This window comes from Streptomyces sp. NPDC060000 (assembly GCF_042737375.1).
Lineage (GTDB): Bacteria > Actinomycetota > Actinomycetes > Streptomycetales > Streptomycetaceae > Streptomyces.
In genome coordinates, this window is sequence record NZ_JBHWUU010000002.1 from 133,856 (window position 1) to 155,169 (window position 21,314).

General features: G+C 71.5%; 19 protein-coding genes. 8 read left to right on the forward strand and 11 right to left on the reverse strand.

What is annotated here, in order from left to right; genetic code table 11:
- Positions 1 to 36 precede the first annotated feature (36 nt).
- Positions 37 to 1,365, forward strand: coding sequence for an ATP-grasp domain-containing protein (locus tag ACFWBB_RS02475; protein ID WP_385265868.1), 1,329 nt, complete (start codon positions 37 to 39; stop codon positions 1,363 to 1,365).
- Entirely contained in the window at positions 1,365 to 2,615 is a 1,251-nt protein-coding gene (locus ACFWBB_RS02480; RefSeq protein WP_385265869.1) for an FAD-dependent oxidoreductase, read from the forward strand. The genes ACFWBB_RS02475 and ACFWBB_RS02480 overlap by 1 nt, the downstream gene beginning before the upstream one ends.
- A 51-nt stretch (positions 2,616 to 2,666) precedes the next feature.
- Here the strand turns inward: ACFWBB_RS02480 and ACFWBB_RS02485 are convergent, their stop codons facing one another.
- From ACFWBB_RS02485 to ACFWBB_RS02495, 3 genes are all read right to left on the reverse strand, one after another.
- Entirely contained in the window at positions 2,667 to 3,623 is a 957-nt protein-coding gene (locus ACFWBB_RS02485; protein WP_385265872.1) for a chaplin family protein, read from the reverse strand.
- A gap of 108 nt (positions 3,624 to 3,731) precedes the next feature.
- Entirely contained in the window at positions 3,732 to 3,959 is a 228-nt protein-coding gene (locus ACFWBB_RS02490; protein WP_385265875.1) for a chaplin, read from the reverse strand.
- Between the two features lie 298 nt (positions 3,960 to 4,257).
- A complete protein-coding gene (locus tag ACFWBB_RS02495; RefSeq protein WP_385265878.1) occupies positions 4,258 to 4,668 on the reverse strand; it encodes a rodlin in 411 nt (136 codons plus the stop codon).
- 231 nt (positions 4,669 to 4,899) lie between these two features.
- Here ACFWBB_RS02495 and ACFWBB_RS02500 point away from each other — a divergent pair, with 231 nt between their 5' ends.
- From ACFWBB_RS02500 to ACFWBB_RS02510, 3 genes are all read left to right on the forward strand, one after another.
- Entirely contained in the window at positions 4,900 to 5,310 is a 411-nt protein-coding gene (locus ACFWBB_RS02500) for a rodlin (RefSeq protein ID WP_385265880.1), read from the forward strand.
- A gap of 104 nt (positions 5,311 to 5,414) precedes the next feature.
- Positions 5,415 to 6,467: an LCP family protein gene (locus tag ACFWBB_RS02505; RefSeq protein ID WP_385265882.1), complete on the forward strand. Its 1,053-nt coding sequence runs from the start codon at positions 5,415 to 5,417 to the stop codon at positions 6,465 to 6,467.
- A gap of 128 nt (positions 6,468 to 6,595) precedes the next feature.
- Complete coding sequence (locus ACFWBB_RS02510) at positions 6,596 to 7,003, forward strand: rodlin (protein WP_385265886.1); 408 nt, start codon at positions 6,596 to 6,598, stop codon at positions 7,001 to 7,003.
- Positions 7,004 to 7,083: 80 nt separating this feature from the next.
- Here the strand turns inward: ACFWBB_RS02510 and ACFWBB_RS02515 are convergent, their stop codons facing one another.
- From ACFWBB_RS02515 to iolC, 8 genes are all read right to left on the reverse strand, one after another.
- Complete coding sequence (locus ACFWBB_RS02515; RefSeq protein ID WP_385265888.1) at positions 7,084 to 7,938, reverse strand: ABC transporter permease; 855 nt, start codon at positions 7,936 to 7,938, stop codon at positions 7,084 to 7,086.
- A complete protein-coding gene (locus ACFWBB_RS02520; protein ID WP_385265891.1) occupies positions 7,935 to 10,592 on the reverse strand; it encodes a CocE/NonD family hydrolase in 2,658 nt (885 codons plus the stop codon). Before ACFWBB_RS02520 ends, ACFWBB_RS02515 begins: the two co-directional genes overlap by 4 nt.
- Before the next feature lie 111 nt (positions 10,593 to 10,703).
- Positions 10,704 to 12,107, reverse strand: coding sequence for an APC family permease (locus ACFWBB_RS02525; protein ID WP_385265894.1), 1,404 nt, complete (start codon positions 12,105 to 12,107; stop codon positions 10,704 to 10,706).
- A gap of 255 nt (positions 12,108 to 12,362) precedes the next feature.
- Positions 12,363 to 13,865, reverse strand: coding sequence for a CoA-acylating methylmalonate-semialdehyde dehydrogenase (gene mmsA, locus ACFWBB_RS02530; protein WP_385265896.1), 1,503 nt, complete (start codon positions 13,863 to 13,865; stop codon positions 12,363 to 12,365).
- Between the two features lie 14 nt (positions 13,866 to 13,879).
- On the reverse strand, positions 13,880 to 15,775 hold the full coding sequence (iolD, locus tag ACFWBB_RS02535) for a 3D-(3,5/4)-trihydroxycyclohexane-1,2-dione acylhydrolase (decyclizing) (RefSeq protein WP_385265898.1): 1,896 nt from the start codon (positions 15,773 to 15,775) through the stop codon (positions 13,880 to 13,882).
- Entirely contained in the window at positions 15,772 to 16,608 is an 837-nt protein-coding gene (gene iolB, locus ACFWBB_RS02540; protein ID WP_385265901.1) for a 5-deoxy-glucuronate isomerase, read from the reverse strand. The genes iolD and iolB overlap by 4 nt, the downstream gene beginning before the upstream one ends.
- 7 nt (positions 16,609 to 16,615) lie before the next feature.
- Positions 16,616 to 17,500: a deoxyribose-phosphate aldolase gene (locus ACFWBB_RS02545; protein WP_385265904.1), complete on the reverse strand. Its 885-nt coding sequence runs from the start codon at positions 17,498 to 17,500 to the stop codon at positions 16,616 to 16,618.
- Positions 17,497 to 18,465, reverse strand: a complete 969-nt coding sequence (iolC, locus tag ACFWBB_RS02550; RefSeq protein WP_385266040.1) for a 5-dehydro-2-deoxygluconokinase — start codon at positions 18,463 to 18,465, stop codon at positions 17,497 to 17,499. Before iolC ends, ACFWBB_RS02545 begins: the two co-directional genes overlap by 4 nt.
- 193 nt (positions 18,466 to 18,658) lie before the next feature.
- Here iolC and ACFWBB_RS02555 point away from each other — a divergent pair, with 193 nt between their 5' ends.
- The 3 genes from ACFWBB_RS02555 (at position 18,659) to ACFWBB_RS02565 (ending at position 21,277) form a co-directional block, all read left to right on the forward strand.
- Positions 18,659 to 19,585: a sugar phosphate isomerase/epimerase family protein gene (locus tag ACFWBB_RS02555; protein ID WP_385265907.1), complete on the forward strand. Its 927-nt coding sequence runs from the start codon at positions 18,659 to 18,661 to the stop codon at positions 19,583 to 19,585.
- Positions 19,586 to 19,703: 118 nt separating this feature from the next.
- Complete coding sequence (locus ACFWBB_RS02560) at positions 19,704 to 20,663, forward strand: helix-turn-helix domain-containing protein (RefSeq protein WP_385265910.1); 960 nt, start codon at positions 19,704 to 19,706, stop codon at positions 20,661 to 20,663.
- A gap of 413 nt (positions 20,664 to 21,076) precedes the next feature.
- Positions 21,077 to 21,277, forward strand: a complete 201-nt coding sequence (locus ACFWBB_RS02565; protein WP_314223138.1) for a MerR family transcriptional regulator — start codon at positions 21,077 to 21,079, stop codon at positions 21,275 to 21,277.
- Positions 21,278 to 21,314: the final 37 nt, after the last annotated feature.

Consider the following 21,314-nt stretch of genomic DNA (forward strand, 5'->3'; position numbering starts at 1 on the left):
CCATATCGGTGAACTGAAGCTAAGGACCCGGAAAAAATGCCCGAGTCGCTCCTCGACACCCGCGTCCCCGCCGTCCTCCTGCGGATCGACCGGAATCCCTTTCACCACGGAACGCTGGGTGCCGTGCGCTCGCTCGGCAGAGCCGGAATCGACGTGCACGTGGTCGCCGACTCGACGGGAAGTCCCGTCGGCAAGTCCCGTTTCGTACGCCAGTTGCATCCCCCGCCACCGCCCGGCGCCGACATCGCCGCCATCGCCGCCACCCTGCTGCGGGTGGCCGCCCGTATCGAGCGGCCCGCCGTGCTGATCCCGATGGACGACGCCGGCGCGGTCGCGGTGAGCCGCCTGCGCGAGGACCTGGAGCCCGCCTACCTGCTGCCGCAACAGCCCTGCGCGGTCCCCGAACGGGTCGCCGACAAGGCGGAACTGGCCGGGCTGTGCGCGGCGGCGGACGTGCCGCACCCGCTCACGATGATCCCGGACAGCGCGGCGCAGGCCGCCTCCGACGCCTGGCGGCTCGGCCTGCCCGTGGTGGCCAAGTGGAGCCGGCCCTGGCTGCTGCCCGCCGGCTCCGGGCTGCGCAGCACGGTCGTGGTGCGCTCCACCCAGGAGGCGCGCGACCTGTATCTGCGCACCGAGGAGGCCGGCAGCCGGCTGCTGCTCCAGGCCTTCCTGCCGGCGGGCCCGGACCGCGACTGGTTCTTCCACGGGTACGCCGACCGCTCCGGAGCGGTCGGCGGCGGCGGTCCGGGCCGCAAGCTGTGCGCCTGGCCGCGCGGCGCGGGACTCACGGCGGTGGGCGAGTGGACCGAGAACCCGCAGGTGCGGACGCTGGCCGAGCAACTCACCGGTGAACTCGGCTACCGGGGCATCTTCGACCTCGACTTCCGCCGCTGCGGCGCGACGGGCGACTACCACCTGCTCGACTTCAATCCGCGCCCCGGCGCCCAGTTCCGGCTCTTCGCCGACGCCGCCGGACTCGACGTCGTCCGCGCCCAGCACCTGGATCTGACGCACCGTCCGCTGCCGGCCGGGGTGCCGCGGCCCGGGCGGGCGTTCGTGGTGGAGAACTACGCGCCGCTGGCCGCGCTGCGTCCGGCGCGCCGCGGCCGTGAGCTGGCCTGGCACGCGGGCGACGACACCGCTCCCGGCCGGGCCATGTGGGGTCTGTGGGGCGCCCATGTCGCACGTCGGCTGGTCGGCAGGCTGCGCCGGTCCGACGCCTCGGGCCCGGCCGGGGCACATCCCCGCGTGGTCCGTCAGGCGGCGGCGCCGCCGCCGTCCCTGACCGGCCTGACCGAACCACCGGCGACCGCACCGGTGCTGAGCGAACCGACCGACGACGAGAAAGCGAGCAGTTGCTGATGTACGACCTGCTGGTGGTGGGCGCGGGCCCGTACGGGCTGTCCGTCGCGGCCCACGCCGCGGCCGCCGGGCTGAGGCTGCGCGTGTTCGGCCGGCCGATGGCGTCCTGGCGCGACAACATGCCCGGCGGGATGTTCCTGAAGTCCGAGCCATGGGCCTCCAACCTCTCCGATCCCGCGGCCCGCTGGCGGCTCGACACGTACTGCGCGACCCAGGGCGTGACGGCCCGGCACGGGGAACCGATCCCGGTGGAGATGTTCGCCGAATACGGCCTGTGGTTCGCCCGCAACGCCGTCCCGGCGGTCGACGAGCGCACGGTGACCCGGATCACCGCCCGGCCGGGCGGCTTCGAGGCGGTCACCGCGGACGGCGAGACCGTGCGGGCCCGGACGGTCGCCCTCGCCGTGGGCGTCATGCCGTTCGTCGAGATCCCGGCAGCCCTGCGCGGGCTCTCCCCCGCCCTGGTCTCGCACAGCAGTCACCACGGTGACCTCGACCGCTTCCGCGGCCGGGACGTCACGGTGATCGGCGGCGGCCAGGCGGCCCTGGAAACGGCCGCCCTGCTCGCCGAACAGGGCTCCCGGGTAAGGGTGTTGGCCCGCGCCGACCGACTGCGCTGGAACGATGTGCCGCCGACCTGGGAGCGCCCGTGGTGGCAGTCGGCCCGCTCCCCGCAGAGCGGGCTCGGCTGCGGCTGGCGCAACTGGTTCTACGCCGAACGCCCCGGCCTCTACCGTCGGCTCCCGGAACCGACCCGGGCGCGCATCGCGGCGACGGCGCTCGGACCGGCCGGCGCCTGGTGGGTACGGGACCGGGTGGAAGGCTCCGTCGAGGTACGCCTCGACCACGAGGTGACGGCGGCGCGAGCGGTGTCCGGCGGGGTACGGCTGGAGGTGACCGGAGCGGACTCCTTCGAGACCGAGCATGTGATCGCGGCCACCGGCTTCAGGGCGACCCGTGACCGGCTCGCCCTGCTCTCCGGCGAAGTGCGCGGGACGCTCGCCACGATGCCCGACGGTTCCCCCGCGGTGGGCCGGGACTTCGAGTCGTCCCACCCCGGGCTGTTCCTGGCCGGTCTGGTGACGGCGGCCGGCTTCGGTCCGGCGATGCGCTTCGTGTACGGCGCGACCTTCACGGCGGGGACCCTTGTCCGGGGCGTACGGCGGCGGCTGCACACGGGCGTGCCGAGCGGGGCGATTCCGGCACCGGCGCCGGGCTGCCGCGGGGCGGCGGAGACCGTACGGCGCTGAGCCGTGCGGGGCTCGGGTGCCGGGCGCCAAGGCGTCCGGCACCCGGTGCGTTCACCGACGGGAAGCGGCCCGGCCTCGCCGGTACAGGAGGGCGCCGCCCGCGATGAGCGCCGCGCTGACGCCGGAGGCTGCCAGCAGACCCGCGCTGTTACCGCCGGTGTGCGGCAACTGCGGCGGCGAGGTGTGCTCGCCGGTGCTCTCGGGAGGTGTGGTGTGCTCACCGTGCGGGGGATGGTTACCACCGCCACCACCACCGTGCGAGGGCGGAGAGGTGTGGCTCCCACCGGGCGGGGTGCTGTGGCCGCCGTGCGGAGGCGGACTCGAATGACCACCACCGTGGGGTGGCGGACTCGAGTGACCCTCACCGTACGGAGGCGGACTCGAGTGAGTCCCACCCGGCGGGGTGCTGTGGCCGCCGTGCGGAGGCGGGGTCGAGTGATCCCCACCGTGGGGCGGCGGAGTCGAGTGTCCACCGCCGCCGCAGGTATCGCCGTAGCCCCCGCAGTCGTCGCCCGGGCCGTGACCCTCGTGGCCGGAGTCCCCGTAACCGGAGTCCCCGTAACCGGAGTCCCCGTAACCGGAGTCGCCGTAGCCGGAGTCGCCGTAGCCGGAGTCCCCGTGGCCGGAGTCCCCGTGGCCGGAGTCCCCGTCGTGGGAATCGCCGTAGCCGGTGTCCTCGTCGTGGGAATCGCCGTGGCCGGTGTCCCCGCGGTGGGCGTCGTCGTCGTACGGGGCGCCGTATGAGCCGTGTTCGCGCGCGGCCGCGTGGTTGGCACAGGAGTTGCCGAACGCCGGGTCGAGTGCGGCGACGACGTCGACCGAGTTACCGCAGACGTTCACCGGGACGTGCAGCGGGGCCTGGACGCTGTTGCCCGACAGGACCCCGGGCGAACCCTGGACGGCCCCTTCGGCTTGCGAGTCGGCGAGGGCGTGGCCGCCCGCGCACAGGGACAGGATGCCCGTCGCGGCGGCGGCCGCGACCATTCCCCTGCTCAGGGTCTGTCGCAATTCTCGTTCGTCTTCCTGCTGGGAGGAGTGGGAAAAGCCGACCCTGGACCACAGGAGTGTCGTCCAAGGCCGGCTCGATCCAGCCGTACAGCTGGGGGTGTCGCGTCGTCAGTCGTTGATGCAGACGTTGCCGCCGGCCGGGTTCAGCGCGGCGATGATGTTGATCGAGTTGCCGCACACGTTGACCGGAATGTGGATCGGAATCTGGACGACATTGCCCGACAGGACGCCAGGGGAGCCGATGGCTGCACCGTTGGCTCCGGCGTCGGCGAAGGCGGGGGCGGCCCCGCCAAGGGTCAGGATCAGACCCGCGACAACAGCAGCGCTCTTCTTCATGAGTTTCCCTTCTCTGCGGTCATGCCCAGATGACGGTCGAAACCGAGCGAGCGCAACTGGAACGCCTCGCACCATGACCCGCAGGCTGCAAACGAGAGATAGACAGCGAGGAAACTGATGAACGCGCGTCACCCGGGAATTCACTCGGACGCGCTCATATAATTAACACGTAAGGCCCACCGGAGGATAAACGCTTCGCCCGAGCGGCGAGGAAAATGACAGAACGTCAGCGAAAGAGCAAGCGGCCGGACGGTCCGCCGAAAAGGAACGGACCGCCGGTGGGCAGCGCCGGGGGACGTCAGTGGTTGGCCACGCCGTTGCCCGAGAGCGCGGAGATGTCGTCCAGGATGTGCGACAGCGGCTCGTCGCCCTTGGCCTGGGTGCTGTTCTCGGCACACTGCTGGTTCTGCGGGGCCGACAGGATCGGGACGTCCTGGAGGCCGATGTTGGCCGCGCCGACGAGGGACTGCACGTTGGCCTTGACCGGCAGACCGATGCAGAGCTTGTTGGCGGTGCCCTGGACCAGGGTGGCCTGCGGGCTCAAGTCACCCTTGGTCACCGAGTTCCCGAACGCCTCGTGCGCGCCGTTGCCGCTGGCGGAGGTGGTGCCGGCGTCGTCCCCGATGGCAAGCGCCTGAGGGGCGACCGCCGCGGACATACCGACGACGGAAGCGGCGACCGCCGCCGCGGCCATTGCCTTCTTGAGCATTTCGCTGTTCCTTTCCCTGCCCTGACTCCGGGCCAGGACCATGTGCCTGCCCCCGAACCAACCCGATGCGCAGGATTTGGTTGCGGCCCGTCACCTGATCGGTTTTCCGGCCGGGGCGAACGAAGTCCGCACCAATGGGCCATCGGAGTGAACCGGAGCAACCGAACAGGTCAGGTGAAGTTGATCCAAACGCTCCGGTGGACGGGGCTTCTCACTGAAAGGGACTCACAAGTGATCAAGAAGGTACTGGCCACCGCCGCAGTCGCCGCTTCCGTCGTCGGCGTGTCCGCCGCGGCGGCAGCTCCGGCACTCGCCATCGGCAACGACAGCGGCACGACTTCCGCCAGCGGCAACGGCGCCAGCCAGTCGTTCGGCAACTCGGCCACCTTCGGCAACATGAGCCCCCAGATGGCGCTCATCCAGGGCTCCTTCAACAAGCCCTGCATCGCTCTGCCGGCGAAGGCCAACGTGCAGTCCCTCGTGGGCGCGGCCAACATCGGCCTCCAGGACGTCCCGATCCTGTCGGCGCCGCAGAACCAGCAGTGTGTCGAGAACAGCACCCAGGCCAAGGGCGACGAGCCGCTGTCGCACATCCTGGACGACATCTCGGTCCTGGCGGGCAACGGCGCGGCCAACCACTGAGCCGTCGCTCTGAACGGGTTCTTTTCCTGAGCCCCGGAGTGGTTTCTCCGCCCGGACAGCGGGCCGCCGGATCATCGGCGGTCCGCTGTTCTAGCGTGCGGCGCGTGACGACGAAGAGAAACCTTCGGCCACGCCGCCTGGCGATTCCCGGAATCGTCCTGGCCGCCGCCGGCGCGCTGCTCGGCAGTTCCGCACTGCCCTCACTGACCGGACCCGCCGACCGGGATCACGCCCCGCGCGCGCTGAACATCCTGCTGATGGGCACCGACGAACGGGACACCATCAGCACCGCCGAGAAGCACAAGTACCACGCCGGTGGACGGCCCTGCGGCTGCACGGACGTGCTGATGCTGGTCCATGTCTCGGCCCGCCGGGACCGCGTCAGCGTGATCGGCCTGCCCCGTGACTCCTACGCGGAGATCCCGCCGTACCGCTACGGCACCGGCGGCAGAAAGGTACGCCCGCCGCATCCGGCGAAGCTCAACGCGGCCTACCAGGAGGGCGGCCCGAATCTCGCGGTCCGGACCGTGGAGTCGATGGCCCGGCTGAACGTCGACCGGTTCGTCCAGGTGGACTTCCGGCGCTTCATGAACAGCGTGGACGAGGTCGGCGGCGTCGAGGTGTGCACACCGCGCCCCTTGAAGGACTCCGCGACCAGGCTCGATCTGAAACCCGGCAAGTACCGGCTCGGCGGCGGACAGGCGTTGCAGTACGTCCGCTCACGGCATGCCGACGGCAGCGCCGACCTCGGCCGGATCCAGCGCCAGCAGCGCTTCCTCGTCCAGGTGTGGCGGGAGCTGAAGGAACGGAAGCTGCTCACCCGTCCGGCACGGACGACGCACCTGGTGCGCACGCTGCTCGGAGCCGGGAAGCAGGGCTTCTCGATCCGCGAGCTCGCGGAGCTGGCGGCCGTCATGCACCGGGTGCCGGCCTCGGCGACGGAGTTCACGACCGTGCCGATCGCCGGGTTCGCCCCGGGCCGCCTGGGCATCGGCTCGGCCCTGGCCTGGGACCGGGACAGGGCGGACGCGCTCTTCACGGAGGTGCGCGAGGACCGGCCGCTGGTCGCGAAGGGCGCGCAGCCGAAACCCAAGGACCCGCCGACCGTTCTCGGCAGCACGACGCCGGTGCGGGGGAGCGCGTACCAGTGCCACTGAGGGGCGCATGGCCGTCGTGCGCGATGCGCTGGGCCGATCGGGGCACACCGCGCAACCCCGGGCGGGGGCGGCGCGTTGATGATCACGCAGCTCCTCCCCCGGAGTCCGCTTTTTCGAAGGGAACGAACATGAAGAAGCTGTGGGCGACCGCGGCCCTCGCCGCCTCCGTCGCCGGCCTCGCGGCGATGAGCGCCCCGCAGGCCCTGGCCATCGGCGACGACAGCGGTACCACGTCCGCCAGCGGCAACGGTGCCTCGTCGGAGTTCGGCAACTCGGCCACCTTCGGCGACATGAGCCCGCAGCTCTCATTGGTCCAGGGTTCGCTCAACAAGCCCTGCATCGGTCTGCCGGCGAAGCTCAACCTCCAGTCCCTCGTGGGCGCGGCCAACATCGGCCTCCAGGACGTCCCGATCCTGTCGGCGCCGCAGAACCAGCAGTGTGTCGAGAACAGCACCCAGGCCAAGGGCGACGAGCCGCTGTCGCACATCCTGGACGACATCTCGGTCCTGGCGGGCAACGGCGCGGGCAACGGCTGAGCCGCAGCCCGACGTACCGCGACGGCGGGTCACCGGTTCTCCGGTGGCCCGCCGTTTCACGTCCGCGCGCGGGCGGCGGGCTACGACACGACGTCCTTGCGGGCGAAACCCCGGAAGGCGAGGGCGAACAGGACCAGGGCGTACGTCACGGAGACGGCGGTGCCCTGGATCATGCCGGACCACTCGGGGGTCGGCTGGACGGCGTCGGCCCAGGCGAACTGCCAGTGCGCGGGCAGGAAGTCGCGCCAGTCGCCGAGGGCCGTGACGGCGTCCAGGACGTTGCCGACGATGGTCAGGCCGACCGCCCCGCCGACCGCGCCGAGCGGTGCGTCGGTCTTCGTCGACAGCCAGAACGCGAGCCCCGCGGTGACCAGTTGGGAGACGAAGACGTACCCGACCACGACCACGAGCCGCTGGGCCGCGGTGCCCGCGTCGAGCGCGCCGCCGGTGGGCAGCTCCAGGGGACCCCAGCCGTAGGCCGCGGAGCCGACGGCGAGGGCGACGAGCGGCAGCAGGACCATCGCGGCCAGGCTGAGGCCGAGGCCGACGACGAGCTTGGACCAGAGCAGACGGGCCCGGGGCACGGGTGCGGCGAGGAGGTAGCGCAGCGAGGACCAGCCGGCCTCCGAGGCGACCGTGTCCCCGCAGAACAGGGCGACCGGTATGACCAGGAGGAAGCCCGCGGACACGAACAGGTTGACGGCGGCGAAGTTGGCGCCGGACGCCGTCGCCGTGTCCATCAGGGTGACCTGGTTGTTGCGGCCGCCGGGCTCGCCGCCGATCGCGAAGGCGATGAGCAGGACGAACGGCAGGGCGGCGAGGATGCCGCCCATGACCAGCGTGCGGCGGCGCTTGAGCTGGCGGACCAGCTCGACGCGCAGCGGCAGCGTGCGGCCCGCCTGGTAGCCGGAGGCGACCTCGGTGAGCGTGCTCATGCGGAACCTCCGATCAGGGTGAGGAAGGCGTCCTCCAGGCGGCGGTGCGGGCCGACGGCCTGTACGGGCACGTCGAGCCGGACGAGTTCGGCGACCAGGCGCTGGGCGCTGCCGTCGGCGGCCAGCCGGACCAGCAGGCCCCCGTCGGCGGGGACCGCGGAGGCCACGCCCGGCAGTGCGGCGATCTTCTCGACGACCGGCTCCTCCACGGGGGCGGCGGTGCCCACGAGGAGGGTGTCGCCGGAGCCGACGATCTCGGCGACCGGGCCTGCCTGCACCAGCTTCCCCCGGTCCATGACCACGAGGTGTGTGCACGACTGCTCGACCTCGGACAGCAGGTGGCTGGAGACGATGACCGTGCGGCCGGCCGCCGCGTACCGGATCATCACCTCGCGCATCTCGCGGATCTGCGGCGGGTCGAGTCCGTTGGTCGGCTCGTCGAGGATGAGCAGGTCCGGGAGGCCGAGCATGGCCTGGGCGATGGCGAGGCGCTGGCGCATGCCCTGGGAGTAGGTGCGGACCGCGCGGGCGAGGGCGTCGCCGAGGCCGGCGATCTCCAGGGCCTCCGCGAGGTGGGCGTCCCCGGCGGGGCGGCCGGTGGCCTGCCAGTACAGCTCCAGGTTCTCCCGGCCGGAGAGGTGCGGGAGGAAGCCGGCGCCCTCGACGAAGGAGCCGACGCGGGAGAGGACGGGCGCGCCCGGCCGGATGGCGTGGCCGAAGACCCGGATCTCGCCGCCGTCGGGGCCGATCAGGCCCATCAGCATGCGCAGGGTCGTGGTCTTGCCCGCGCCGTTGGGGCCGAGGAGGCCGAGGACCTGGCCCTTCTCGACGCGGAAGGACAGGTCGCGGACGCTGTAGCGGTCGCCGTTCGCGTACTTCTTGCTCAGGTCGGTGATCTGGAGCGGGACCTCGGCGAGTGCGGGGTCGGGTGCGGGTCCTGCGGTGCGGCGGCGGGACGTCAGCAGCAGGGCCAGCGCGATCGCCGCGCCCGTGAGGGGCAGCCACCAGACCCAGGACGGGAGCGGGGCGGCGGCGGTCGTCACGGCGGGGGCGGTCGGGACCGACAGGTCGCCCTTCAGGGAGACGGTGTACGTCGCCGGGGCCATCGGGGAGGCGTAGCCGAGGTCGGTGGAGGCGAGGACCAGGCGCAGCCGGTGGCCCTCCTCGACCTTGTGGTCGATCGCCGGGAGCGTGATCGTGACGTCCTTGCCGGCCTTGGCGCCCTCGACGCGGACCGGGGTGACGAGCTGGGAGGGCAGCACCTGGCCGCCGCTGCCGCCGCCACTGCCGCTGACGTCGTAGACCTTGGCGAAGAGGACGGCGGTGCCGGACGTCGACTTCACGTGGACGGTGACCGTCGGGGAGCCGGTGACGCGCAGGTCGCCGGTGACCGGGGCGGAGTCGAAGGCGGCGTACTGGCCGGGGAAGTCCAGGGAGACGCCGACGCCGAGGGAGGAGAGCTGGGAGAGGCCGCCGCCACCGAGCCCGGGCAGGGCCGAGACAGCCGGCGGGCTGGCGCCGGGCGGGTTGGTGAAGGACTGCTGCTCACGGCGGCCGGTGAGGGGGAACGAGCGCTCGCCGTTCTCCAGTCCGGGGTAGCTGTCGGCGCTCGCGCCCCTGAGCTGGGCGGCGCCGTCGGTGGAGTCGACGCCTCCGGTGCGGGTGACGCGGAAGGCGGGGCCGGTGTCGGCGGCCTTGTCGTCCTTGAGGTAGCGGTCGAACCAGCCACGCACGCGTGCCTGGACGCGAGCGCCTTCCAGGTCGCCGCCGTCGTGGCCGCCCGCGATCCAGTCGACGTCGACGGGCGCGCCGTTGGCGCGGATCGCCTTCTCGGCCGCGTCGGACTGGGCGAGGGTGAAGAGGGAGTCGGTCTGGCCCTGGAGGAGAAGGGTGGGGACCTTGATGCGGTCGGCGACGGCGGACGGCGAGCGCTCCTCGAGGAGCTCGCGGGCCGCGGTGTCGGGGGTGCCGGACTCGGCGACGCGGTCGTACATCGCGGCCAGCGCGGGTTCGAAGTGGGCTGAGCCGCCGCCCGTGTTGAAGAAGATGCCGGCCCAGAGCTTCTTGAGGACGCCGTCGGGGAACAGGGCGTCCGCGAGGTTCCAGTAGGTGATCGCGGGGGCGATGGCGTCGACGCGGTCGTCGTACCCGGCGGCCAGCAGGGAGATCGCGCCGCCGTAGGAGGCGCCGGCCACGCCGACCCGGGGGTCGCCGGTCTTGTCGAGCTGAACCTGGGGCTGCCTCGCGAGCCAGTCGATCAGCTTGGAGACGTCGGCTACCTCGCCCTTCGGGTCGTTCAGCCCGATCTTGCCGGTGGACTTGCCGAAGCCGCGCGCCGACCAGGTGAGGACCGCGTACCCGTCGCGGGCGAGGTCCTCGGCCTGCTGCCGTACGTCGTCCTTGGTGCCGCCGAAGCCGTGCCCGAGGAGGACGGCGGGGCGGCGGCCGTCCGCGCCGGAGGTGAAGTAGGAGGTGTCCAGGCGTACCCCGTCCACCGCCATGACCCGGTCGGCGCGGTGCACCGCGGGCGTGTCGTCGTCGGAGGCGACGGCCGTCCAGGTACCGGCACCGGCGAGTACGACCACGGCGGCCACGGCGGAGACGATCCGTCGTGGCCGCCGTGGTCCTCGCAGACCGGGCAGTCGAAGATCCATGCTTCAACGGTACGGCGTCAACCTGTCGTGGAGTTGTCGACCGTAGACCGAACTCGTCACCCTCCCGGGGGCGTACGGGCCGGGGCCCGCGTACACCAGTCGCGGTATGCGTCAGGCCCGCGCGTCCTCCGGGATCGACACCAGCCAGCGGGTGTCGCGGCGGGGGCGGAGGTAGAAGACCCAGTAGAGGGTGGCGGCGGCGGTGATGCCTCCGGTCCACAGGAGGTAGACCGTCTCCTGCTGGGTGAGGACGTAGCCGAGGACGACGATCAGCAGGACCGGCAGCACCGGCCACAGGGGCATGCGCCAGGCGTGGGCGTGCCGGTGGTGGCCGCGGCGGGAGAGCAGGGCGGCGACCGCGACGAGCAGGTACATGCCGGTCACCGAGACGCCGGTGACGCCGTACAGGGTGTCCAGGTTCACGAAGCAGAGCAGTGCGCCGGGGACGCCGACGGCGAGCGTGGCGACCCAGGGGGAGCCGAAGCGGCCGAGCTTGGCGAAGACGTCGTTGACCGGCTGGGGCCAGGCCTTGTCGCGGGCGGAGGCGAACAGGACGCGGGAGTTCTGGATGACCATCACGATGCCGGCGTTGATGATCGCGAGCGCCACACAGAGGCTGACGAAGGTGCCGACGGCCGAGTCGGACCAGGCGGTGACCATGCCGCTGATGTCTCCGCCGGTGAGCTGGGCGAGGTCGGACGCGCCGAAGGTGATGGCGACGACCGGGACCAGGATGATCACGGAGGAGATGGCGAGGGTGGCGAGGACCGTGCGGGCGACGTTGCGGCGCGGGTTCTCCAGCTCCTCGGAGAGGTAGACGGCGGTCGAGAAGCCCTGGGTGACGAACAGGGCGATGGCGAGGCCGGAGACGATCAGCATGGCGGTGACGGTGTCGGTGTGGCCGTCGCCGCCGGCGACCTGCATCGAGACGAGGCTGCCCGGGCCACGGTGGCCGTGGGCGAAGCCCAGGACGGCCACGACGGCCGCCGCGATGACTTCCAGGACCAGGAAGACGCCCGTGATCCAGGCGTTGGCGCGCAGGTCGAGCAGGCCGGCGAGGGTGGCGAGCAGCATGACGGCGGCGCCGGCGTGCGAGGAGTCGAGGTGGACGACCGGGGCCAGGTAGTCGGCCGTGCCCATCGCGATCACCGGCGGGACGATCATGACGACGAGCAGCGAGAGGACGAAGACCAGCCAGCCGGCGAGCCGCCCGGCCAGTGTCGACACCATGGCGTACTCGCCGCCCGCGCTGGGGATGAGGGTGCCCAGCTCCGAGTAGCAGAACGCCACGGCGATACAGAGCAGCGAACCGATCGCGATGGTGAGGGCGGTCGCGGTGCCGAGCGAGCCGAAGAGATCCGGGACGACGACGAAGAGGGTGGAGGCCGGGGTGACGCAGGAGAGGGTGAGCAGGGTGCCGCCGACGACTCCGATGGAGCGCTTGAGCTTCTGGGGACTGTCCGGCGCCGGCGCCTCGGGGGCGGTGGTGGCGACGGGGCGGAGCGTGTCGGTCATGCGGCGGGTCCGATCGACTCGTGCGGATGCCTCCGGCGGCTGTGGTGGTGCTGCATGGAATCCCGACGGAAACCGGCGCGTCAATAGGTGTTTACCTACGGAATCCGTAGGTGAGAGGCAGCTTCGACTGCGTTTACGGTCGTTTGCCGCTAGTGATTCCGGTTGCCTGGGGGCGTGCGGGAACCGCAGGCCGGGTGCAGAAAAAACGTGAAGCCGTCCGGAGTCCGGACGGCTTCACAGGGGGAGCTGCGTCGATCAGTGGTTGCGCGGGAAGCCCAGGTCGACTCCGCCGGGGCCGTCGGCCGGGTCGGGCCAGCGGGTGGTGACGACCTTGCCTCGGGTGTAGAAGTGGGTGCCGTCGTTGCCGTAGATGTGGTGGTCGCCGAAGAGCGAGTCCTTCCAGCCGCCGAAGCTGTGGTAGCCGACGGGGACCGGGATCGGGACGTTCACGCCGACCATGCCGGCCTCGATCTCCAGCTGGAAGCGACGGGCCGCGCCGCCGTCCCGGGTGAAGATCGCGGTGCCGTTGCCGAACGGCGAGCTGTTGATGAGGGCCACGCCCTCGTCGTAGGTGTCCACCCGCAGCACGCAGAGCACCGGGCCGAAGATCTCGTCCTGGTAGGCCTTCGCGGACGTGGGCACCTTGTCCAGCAGCGAGATGCCGATCCAGTGGCCGTCCTCGAAGCCGTCGACGGTGTAGCCGGTGCCGTCCAGGACTACCTCCGCGCCTTCCGCCGCCGCGCCCGTCACGTACGACGCCACCTTGTCGCGGTGGACCGCGGTGATCAGCGGGCCCATCTCGGAGGTCGGGTCGTTGCCGGGGCCGATCTTGATCTTCTCGGCGCGCTCGCGGATCTTCTCCACCAGCTCGTCGCCGATCGCGCCGACCGCCACCACGGCCGAGATCGCCATGCAGCGCTCGCCGGCCGAGCCGTAGGCGGCGGACACGGCGGCGTCGGCAGCCGCGTCGAGGTCGGCGTCCGGGAGGACCAGCATGTGGTTCTTGGCGCCGCCCAGGGCCTGGACGCGCTTGCCGTTCGCCGAGGCGGTGGTGTGGATGTGGCGGGCGATCGGGGTCGAGCCGACGAAGGACACGGCCTTGACGTCCGGGTGCTCCAGGAGACGGTCGACCGCCACCTTGTCACCGTTGACCACATTGAAGACGCCGTCCGGCAGCCCGGCCTCCGCCAGCAGCTCGGCGATCTTCAGGGCCGCCGACGGGTCCTTCTCCGACGGCTTCAGCACGAAGGTGTTGCCGGTCGCGATGGCGATCGGGAACATCCACATCGGGACCATCGCCGGGAAGTTGAACGGCGTGATGCCCGCGACGACGCCCAGCGGCTGACGGATCGACGACACGTCCACCCGGCTGGCCACCTCGGTCGACAGCTCACCCTTCAGCTGCACGGTGATCCCGCACGCCAGGTCCACGATCTCCAGGCCGCGCGCGACCTCGCCCAGCGCGTCGCTGTGCACCTTGCCGTGCTCGGCGGTGATCAGCTCGGCGATCGCGTCCCGGTTCTCGTCGAGGAGCGCGCGGAACTTGAAGAGGATCGTGGTCCGCTTCGCGAGCGACGAGGTGCCCCAGGTGGCGTAGGCGTCCTTGGCGGCGGCCACCGCCGCGTCGACCTCGTCCACGGTCGCGAACGCGACCTTCGTGGTGACGGCGCCGGTCGCCGGGTCGGTGACCGGCCCGTACGTACCCGACGCGCCTTCGACGGTCTTGCCGGCGATCCAGTGGTTGACGATCTTCGTCATGACCGAGTACTCCTTCACAGATGGCGGCGTCGGGTAGAGACGTGCCGTTCGTACAGCTCACGTGCCTTCACCGCGGACGGTCGGGTCGCGGTCTCGGCCACAGGTACATCCCACCAGGCCTGCGCGGGCGGCGGCCCCGACACAGTGTCGGCCGTTTCCGTCTCGACGTAGACACATGTGGGAGTGTCGGCGCGGCGCGCCTCGGCGAGGGCCTCGCGCAGTTCACGGACGGTCTTCGCGCGCAGTACCCGCATGCCGAGGCTGGCCACGTTGGCGGCCAGGTCGACGGGCAGCGGGGCCCCCGTGTAGGAACCGTCGGCAGGGGCACGGTGGCGGTACGCCGTGCCGAACCGCTCGCCGCCCACCGCCTCCGAGAGACCGCCGATCGAGGCGTAGCCGTGGTTCTGCACGAGGAGGAGCTTGATCGCGATCCCCTCCTGCACGGCCGTCACGATCTCCGTCGGCATCATCAGATAGGTGCCGTCGCCGACCAGCGCCCAGACGTTGCGCTCGGGAGCGGCCAGCTTCACGCCGATCGCGGCCGGGATCTCGTACCCCATGCAGGAGTAGCCGTACTCCAGGTGGTACTGGTCCCGGGAGCGTGCCCGCCACAGTTTGTGCAGGTCACCGGGGAGCGAACCGGCCGCGTTGATGATCACGTCCGACTCGTCGGCGAGGGCGTCGAGCGCGCCGAGCACCTGCTGCTGGGTCGGGCGTACGTCCGGCTCCTCGGCCTCGTAACAGGCGTCGACGCGCTGTTCCCACCGCTCCTTGTCCTCGGAGTACTCGGCGACGTAGCCGTCCGTGACCCGGTGGGCGTGCACCCGGAGGGCCGCGGTCAGCTCGCCCAGGCCGCTGCGGGCGTCCGCGACGAGCGGCAGACCGGCGAGCTTGTGGCCGTCGTAGGGCGCGATGTTGAGATTGAGGAAGCGGACGCCGTCGCCCGCGAACAGGGTGTGGGAGGCGGTGGTGAAGTCCGTGTACCTGGTGCCCACGCCGATCACCAGGTCGGCGGTGCGGGCGAGTTCGTCCGCCGTCGCCGTGCCGGTGTGGCCGACGCCGCCGACGTCCTGCGGGTGGTCGTAGCGCAGCGAGCCCTTGCCGGCCTGGGTGGAGGCGACCGGGATGCCGGTGGCCTCCGCGAACTCGGCGAGGGCCTCCTCGGCGCGGCTGTGGTGGACCCCGCCACCGGCGACGATCAGCGGACGCCGGGCGCCACGGATCGCGCGGACCGCCTCCGCGAGTTCGGCCGGGTCGGCGCCGGGCCGGCGAACGGCCCAGGTGCGCTCGGCGAAGAACTCGTCGGGCCAGTCGTAGGCCTCGGCCTGGACGTCCTGGGGCAGCGCCAGGGTGACCGCGCCCGTCTCCACCGGGTCGGTGAGGACGCGCATCGCCTGGAGGGCCGCCGGGATCAGGGCCTCGGGGCGGGTGACGCGGTCGAAGTACCTCGACACCGGGCGCAGGGTGTCGTTGACCGACACGTCGCCCGCGTACGGGACCTCGAGCTGCTGGAGCACCGGGTCGGCGACCCGGGTCGCGAAGATGTCGCCGGGCAGCAGCAGGACCGGGAGGTGGTTGACGGTCGCCAGGGCGGCGCCGGTGACCAGGTTGGTCGCGCCGGGGCCGATCGAGGTCGTCACGGCGTGGGTGGACAGCCGGTTGGACTGGCGGGCGTAGCCGACGGCCGCGTGGACCATCGACTGCTCGTTACGGCCCTGGTGGAACGGCATGTCGTCGCCGTACTCGACCAGCGCCTGGCCGAGGCCCGCCACGTTGCCGTGGCCGAAGATGCCCCAGGTCGCGCCGATCAGCCGCTGCCGTACGCCGTCGCGCTCCGTGTACTGGGCGGCGAGGAAGCGGACGAGTGCCTGGGCGACCGTCAGCCTCGTCGTCGAGGTCTGCGCCGTCATCGGTAACCCCCTGTGCTCTCTACGTGGTCCGGGTGGAAGCAGATCCGCCACTCCCGGGTCTCGCCCGGTCCCGCCATGACGTTCAGGTAGTACATGGCGTGGCCGGGCTGGGCGATGGCCGGGCCGTGCCAGCCGTCGGGGACGAGCACGGCGTCGCCGGTGCGGACCTCCGCGAGGACGTCGGATCCGCCTTCGCGTGAAGGGGATACGCGCTGATAGCCGAAACCGTTCGGGCCGTCGATCTCGAAGTAGTAGATCTCCTCGAGTTCGGCCTCCTCGCCCGGCCGGTGCTCGTCGTGCTTGTGCGGCGGGTACGAGGACCAGTTGCCGCCGGGGGTGATCACCTCGACGGCGATCAGCTTGTCGCAGTCGAAGGCGTCGGCGGAGGCGAAGTTGCGCACCAGACGGGCGCAGTTGCCGCTGCCGCGCTCTTCGACGGGGACCTCCGGCGCGGGGCCGTAGCGGGCGGGGAGTTGTCGCTCGCACTTCGCTCCTGCCAGGGCGAAGCGGCCTCCCGCGCCGGAGGCGATCTGGACCCGGGCGTCACGGGGAACGTACGCGAAGTCGGTTACCGACGCGAAAACGCTCTCCCTGCCCAGGAGTTGGAACTCTTCACCGGCTGTTCGCACGGTACATCCGCCTGCCAGCGGAAGGACGATCCACTCACTGTCACCGGTGGTGAAGAGGTGGGTGCCGCCCGGCTCCAGCTCGACGATCCGCAGACCGCAGTAACCCCAGCCGGCCCGCTCGGGATCGATGTCGAGGGTGTAGTGGTCGCCGGCGGTGGCGCCGTGCGGGATGTACAGGTCGTGGTACGGCTCGGTGTGCGTCATGCGGCCCTCACAGCAGTCCTACGGCGGTGTCCACGGCGGCGGCGACATCCCCGTCCGGCGGGTAGAGCAGCGAACGGCCGACCACCAGGCCCTGGACGGTGGGGAGTTGGAGCGCCCCGCGCCACTTCTCGTACGCCCCGTCCTGGTCGTCGCCGACCTCGCCGCCCAGCAGGACGGCGGGCAGCGTGGACGTCTGCATGACCTCGGCCATGTCGTCGGGGTTGTCGGTGACCGGGAGCTTCAGCCAGGTGTAGGCGGAGGTGCCGCCCAGGCCCGATGCGATGGCGATCGACTTGGTGACGGCCTCGGCGGAGAGGTCGTTCCTCACCTTGCCGTCGGGGGTCCGGCGGCTGATGAACGGCTCGACGAAGAGGGGGAGCCTGCGGGCGGCCATGTCGTCGATGGCGCGGGCCGTGGACTCCAGGGTGGTGAGCGAGCCCGGGTCGTCGTAGTCGATGCGTACGAGCAGTTTGCCCGCGTCGAAGTTCGACCGCTCGATGTCCTCGGGTCGGTGACCGGTGAAGCGGTCGTCGAGCTCGAAGACGGATCCCTGGAGGCCGCCGCGGTTCAGCGAGCCCATGACGACCTTGCCGTCGAGGGCGCCGAGCAGCAGCAGGTCGTCGAGGATGTCGGCGGTCGCGAGGACGCCGTCCACGCCGGGCCGGGACAGCGCCAGGCACAGGCGCTCGAGCAGACCGGCCCGGTTGGCCATGGCGAGCCTGTCGCCGCCCACCCCGAGCGCGCCGCGGGCCGGGTGGTCGGCGGCGACGATCATCAGGCGGCCGGAGTCGCCCAGCAACGGCCTGCGCGGGCGGCGGGCGGCCGCCTCGGCGATCGCCTCGGGGTGCTGCGTGCGCAGGCGGACGAGTTCGGAGATGTCGACGGTCGTCACAGGACGGCCCCCGCCTTGATCGCCGCTTCCACTTCGTCCGGCGTCGGCATCGCGGAGGAGCACTCCAGCCGGGAGGCGACGATGGCGCCGGCGGCGTTGGCGTGACGCATGATCTTCTCCAGGTCCCAGCCCGCGAGCAGGCCGTGGCAGAGCGAGCCGCCGAAGGCGTCACCGGCCCCGAGGCCGTTGAGGACGTTCACCGGCAGCGGCGGGACCTCGGCGGACTCACCCTTGCTGTTGACGGCGAGGACGCCCTTGGGGCCCTGTTTGACCACCGCGAGTTCGACGCCCGCGTCCAGCAGCGCCTGCGCCGCGGCCCGGGGCTCGCGCATTCCGGTGGCGACCTCCACCTCGTCGAGGTTGCCCACGGCGACCGTGGTGTGTTTCAGGGCCTCGGCGTAGAACGGGCGGGCGACCTCGGCCGGGTCGCCCCCGGACGGGTCCTTCCAGAACATCGGGCGCCAGTCCAGGTCGAAGACCGTGATGCCGGCCCTGGCCCGGTGCGCCAGGGCGGCGAGGGTCGCCGTACGGCTGGGCTCCTCGCTCAGGCCGGTACCGGTGACCCAGAAGACGCGGGTCTCGCGCACGGCGTCGAGGTCGAGCTCGTGGGCGTCGATCTCCAGGTCCGGCGCCTTGGGCTGCCGGTAGAAGTACAGCGGGAAGTCGTCCGGCGGGAAGACCTCGCAGAAGGTGACGGGCGTCGGCAGTCCGGGCACGGGGGTGACCCAGCGGTCGTCCACGCCGAAGCCGCGCAGGGCCTCGTGCAGATAGGTGCCGAAGGGGTCGTCGCCGGTGCGGGAGATCACCGCGGTCTCGCGGCCGAGGCGGGCTGCGGCGACGGCGACGTTGGTCGCCGATCCTCCCAGGAACTTCCCGAAGGACGTGACCTGCGGGAGTGGGACACCCGTCTGCAGCGGATAGAGGTCCACCCCTATCCGCCCCATCGCGATCAGGTCGTACGCCATCGATTTCCCTTCGTATCGGCTCATACCGTGACGCCGCTCGTACCGTGAAGCCGCTCGTGGCACGTCCCCGGCACACGTCCCCGTATCGGCTCTCACGGCTTTGTAGCCCCGCGCGGCGGGCCCTGTCAATGTTTTGTCCAGACATTCGGACCAGCCCTTGACACCCCTTCGACGAGACAGCACGCTGACGCCCATGACGTCGTTGTCACCTCAGTCACCAGTTTCCGGTGTTTCCCGCATCCGTGTCGGATCCGCCCCCGACAGCTGGGGCGTCTGGTTCCCGGACGATCCCGCCCAGGTCCCCTGGCAGCGCTTCCTCGACGAGGTGGCGCAGTCCGGCTACGAATGGATCGAGCTCGGCCCCTACGGGTACCTGCCGACCGATCCCGCACTCCTCACCGAGGAGACGTCGAAGCGCGGCCTGAAGGTGTCGGCAGGCACGGTCTTCACCGGCCTGCACCACGGCGAGGCCGTCTGGGAGAAGACCTGGGCGCACGTCGCGGACAACGCGGTGCTCGCCCAGGCGATGGGCGCGAAGCACCTGGTCGTCATCCCGTCCTTCTGGCGGGACGACAAGACCGGCGAGGTACTGGAGCCGGACACCCTCACCCCCGAGCAGTGGCGCAACCTCACCTCGCTGACCGAGCGGCTCGGCAAGGAGGTGCGGGAGCGGTACGGCCTGCAGATCGTCGTCCACCCGCACGCCGACACCCACGTCGACAGCGAGGAGAACGTCGTCCGGTTCCTGGACGGCACCGACTCCGACCTGGTGTCGCTGTGCCTGGACACCGGGCACTACGCGTACTGCGGCGGCGACAGCGTCAAGCTGATCGAGACCTACGGCGAGCGGATCGGGTACCTGCACCTCAAGCAGGTCGACCCGGAGATCCTGGCGGACGTACGGGCCAACCAGGTGCCGTTCGGGCCGGCCGTCGCGCGCGGCGTGATGTGCGAGCCGCCGAGCGGTGTGCCCGCGCTGGGGCCGGTGCTCGAGGCGGCGCAGAAGCTGGACGTCGATCTGTTCGCGATCGTCGAGCAGGACATGTATCCGTGTGCGCCGGACGCTCCGCTGCCTATCGCGCAACGTACGCGGGCGTTTCTTCGCTCCTGCGGAGCGTAGGCGCGCCCACCGGGGTGCCGGGTTCCGTTCGATGCCGGGCACGGGCAGTCCGTAGCCGGTCGCGCAGTTGCCCGCGCCCCTGGGTGGGCTGCGGTCGCCGCCTCTAGCATGGGCGCCCATGGCTGCGAGGGCAGTACACGTCCGGTCGGGTGAAGGGCCGAGTGGCTCCTGGGAGTTCGCCATGGGCTCGCCCCATCCGCGGCTGCGGCCCGGGGTGATCAGTTATCGCGGGATCCGGCTTGCCATGGCTCGGCCCCGGCGGCGGTTGGAGACGCCCATCGGGGCGGTGACGCTGCTGCTGGGGTTCGGGGAGCCCGTTCGCATCTCTCGCGCCGGGCGGGCCACGGACACGCTCGTGTCCGTGTACTGCGGGCCCACGACCACGCCGGCCGTCGGTGAGCACGGTGGCCGGTTGTCGGGCATCGAGGTGCTGCTCACGCCCTGGGCCGCGTTCACCCTGTTCGGCACTCCGCAGCACGAGCTCGTCAACCGGACCGTGGACCCGGACGAGCTGCCGCACGCCCTGGCCACTCCCCTCGGCGAATTCGCCGCCGCGCTGGCCGCGTTGCCCTGCTGGGCGGACCGGTTCGGACTGCTCGACGATGTCCTCACCCGCTGGCGGGACGCCGGGACGCCCAGTTCGGAGCAGGTGGCGCGGGCCTGGTCGCTGCTGGTGCGCACGGGTGGCGCGATACCGGTGCCCCGGCTGGCCGAGGAGGTCGGCTGGAGCGTACGGCACCTGGAGAACCGTTTCCGGGAGCAGATCGGGCTCGGCCCCAAGGCGGCGGCCCGGGTGCTGCGGCTGCAACGCGCCCGTCGGCTTCTGGCCGAGGGGCGAAGCGCGGCGGAGACCGCGGCGCTCTGCGGCTTCTACGACCAGGCTCATCTCAGCGGCGAGTTCAAGGCGATGACGGGCTGCACGCCGAGGGAGTTCGCGCAGGCCAGGCGCCTTCCGGCGCAGGTGTCCCCGGCGACGGACCGGCTGAGCGGGGAGGCGACGAGCCTGGTCCTGCCGGCTCGCCCGGACGATCGGTCCGGACCGGGTGCGCATTTTTCCAAGACCGGGCGCATTGGCTGAATACAGGCTGAGGGTCTGCCAGTTGATCCGGTGATTTCCGGTTGGTCCGGGTACTTCGGTCGGTCGGGGTACTCGGTCGGTCCGGTCGTTCCGGGGGGTGGCGGGGAGCGGGAACGGGTCGGGCCTGTCGCAGCGGGCCCGGCCCGGCTCCTGTCGGTGATTCGGGGCGTTTGTCAACGCGCCCCTCCCACAGGGCCCCCGCGCGTCCATGCGTCATCTCTGTCACAAATACCTCCTTTCTGTCACGCATGTCCCGTGTACGCGGATCTTGCGTCACACGTGGCCAACAGCCGCTTCCGCACAGTCACCGGCTGTCGTTGACGGGGCACAGGCTTGGTGATCGCCAGCGCAGCGCCGGGTCCCCCCGGGCGGCCTCCCGGCCGCCGACCCCCGCGCGCACGGAGGTGCAACTCATGACCGACCGAAGGCTCTGGTCCTACAAGGAGATCGCGGCGCACATCAAGGTGCAGCCGGACACCGTACGGTCCTACCGCAAGCACGGACTGCTGCCCCCGCCGGACCACGTCGAGGGCGGCAAGCCCTTCTGGTACGCCGACACCGTCCGCGCCTGGGTCGCCTCCCGGCCGGGCAACCGGGGACGTGCTCTGGACTGACCCCCGTCGGAGGAAAAACCGGCTGTGCCCCGCCGGC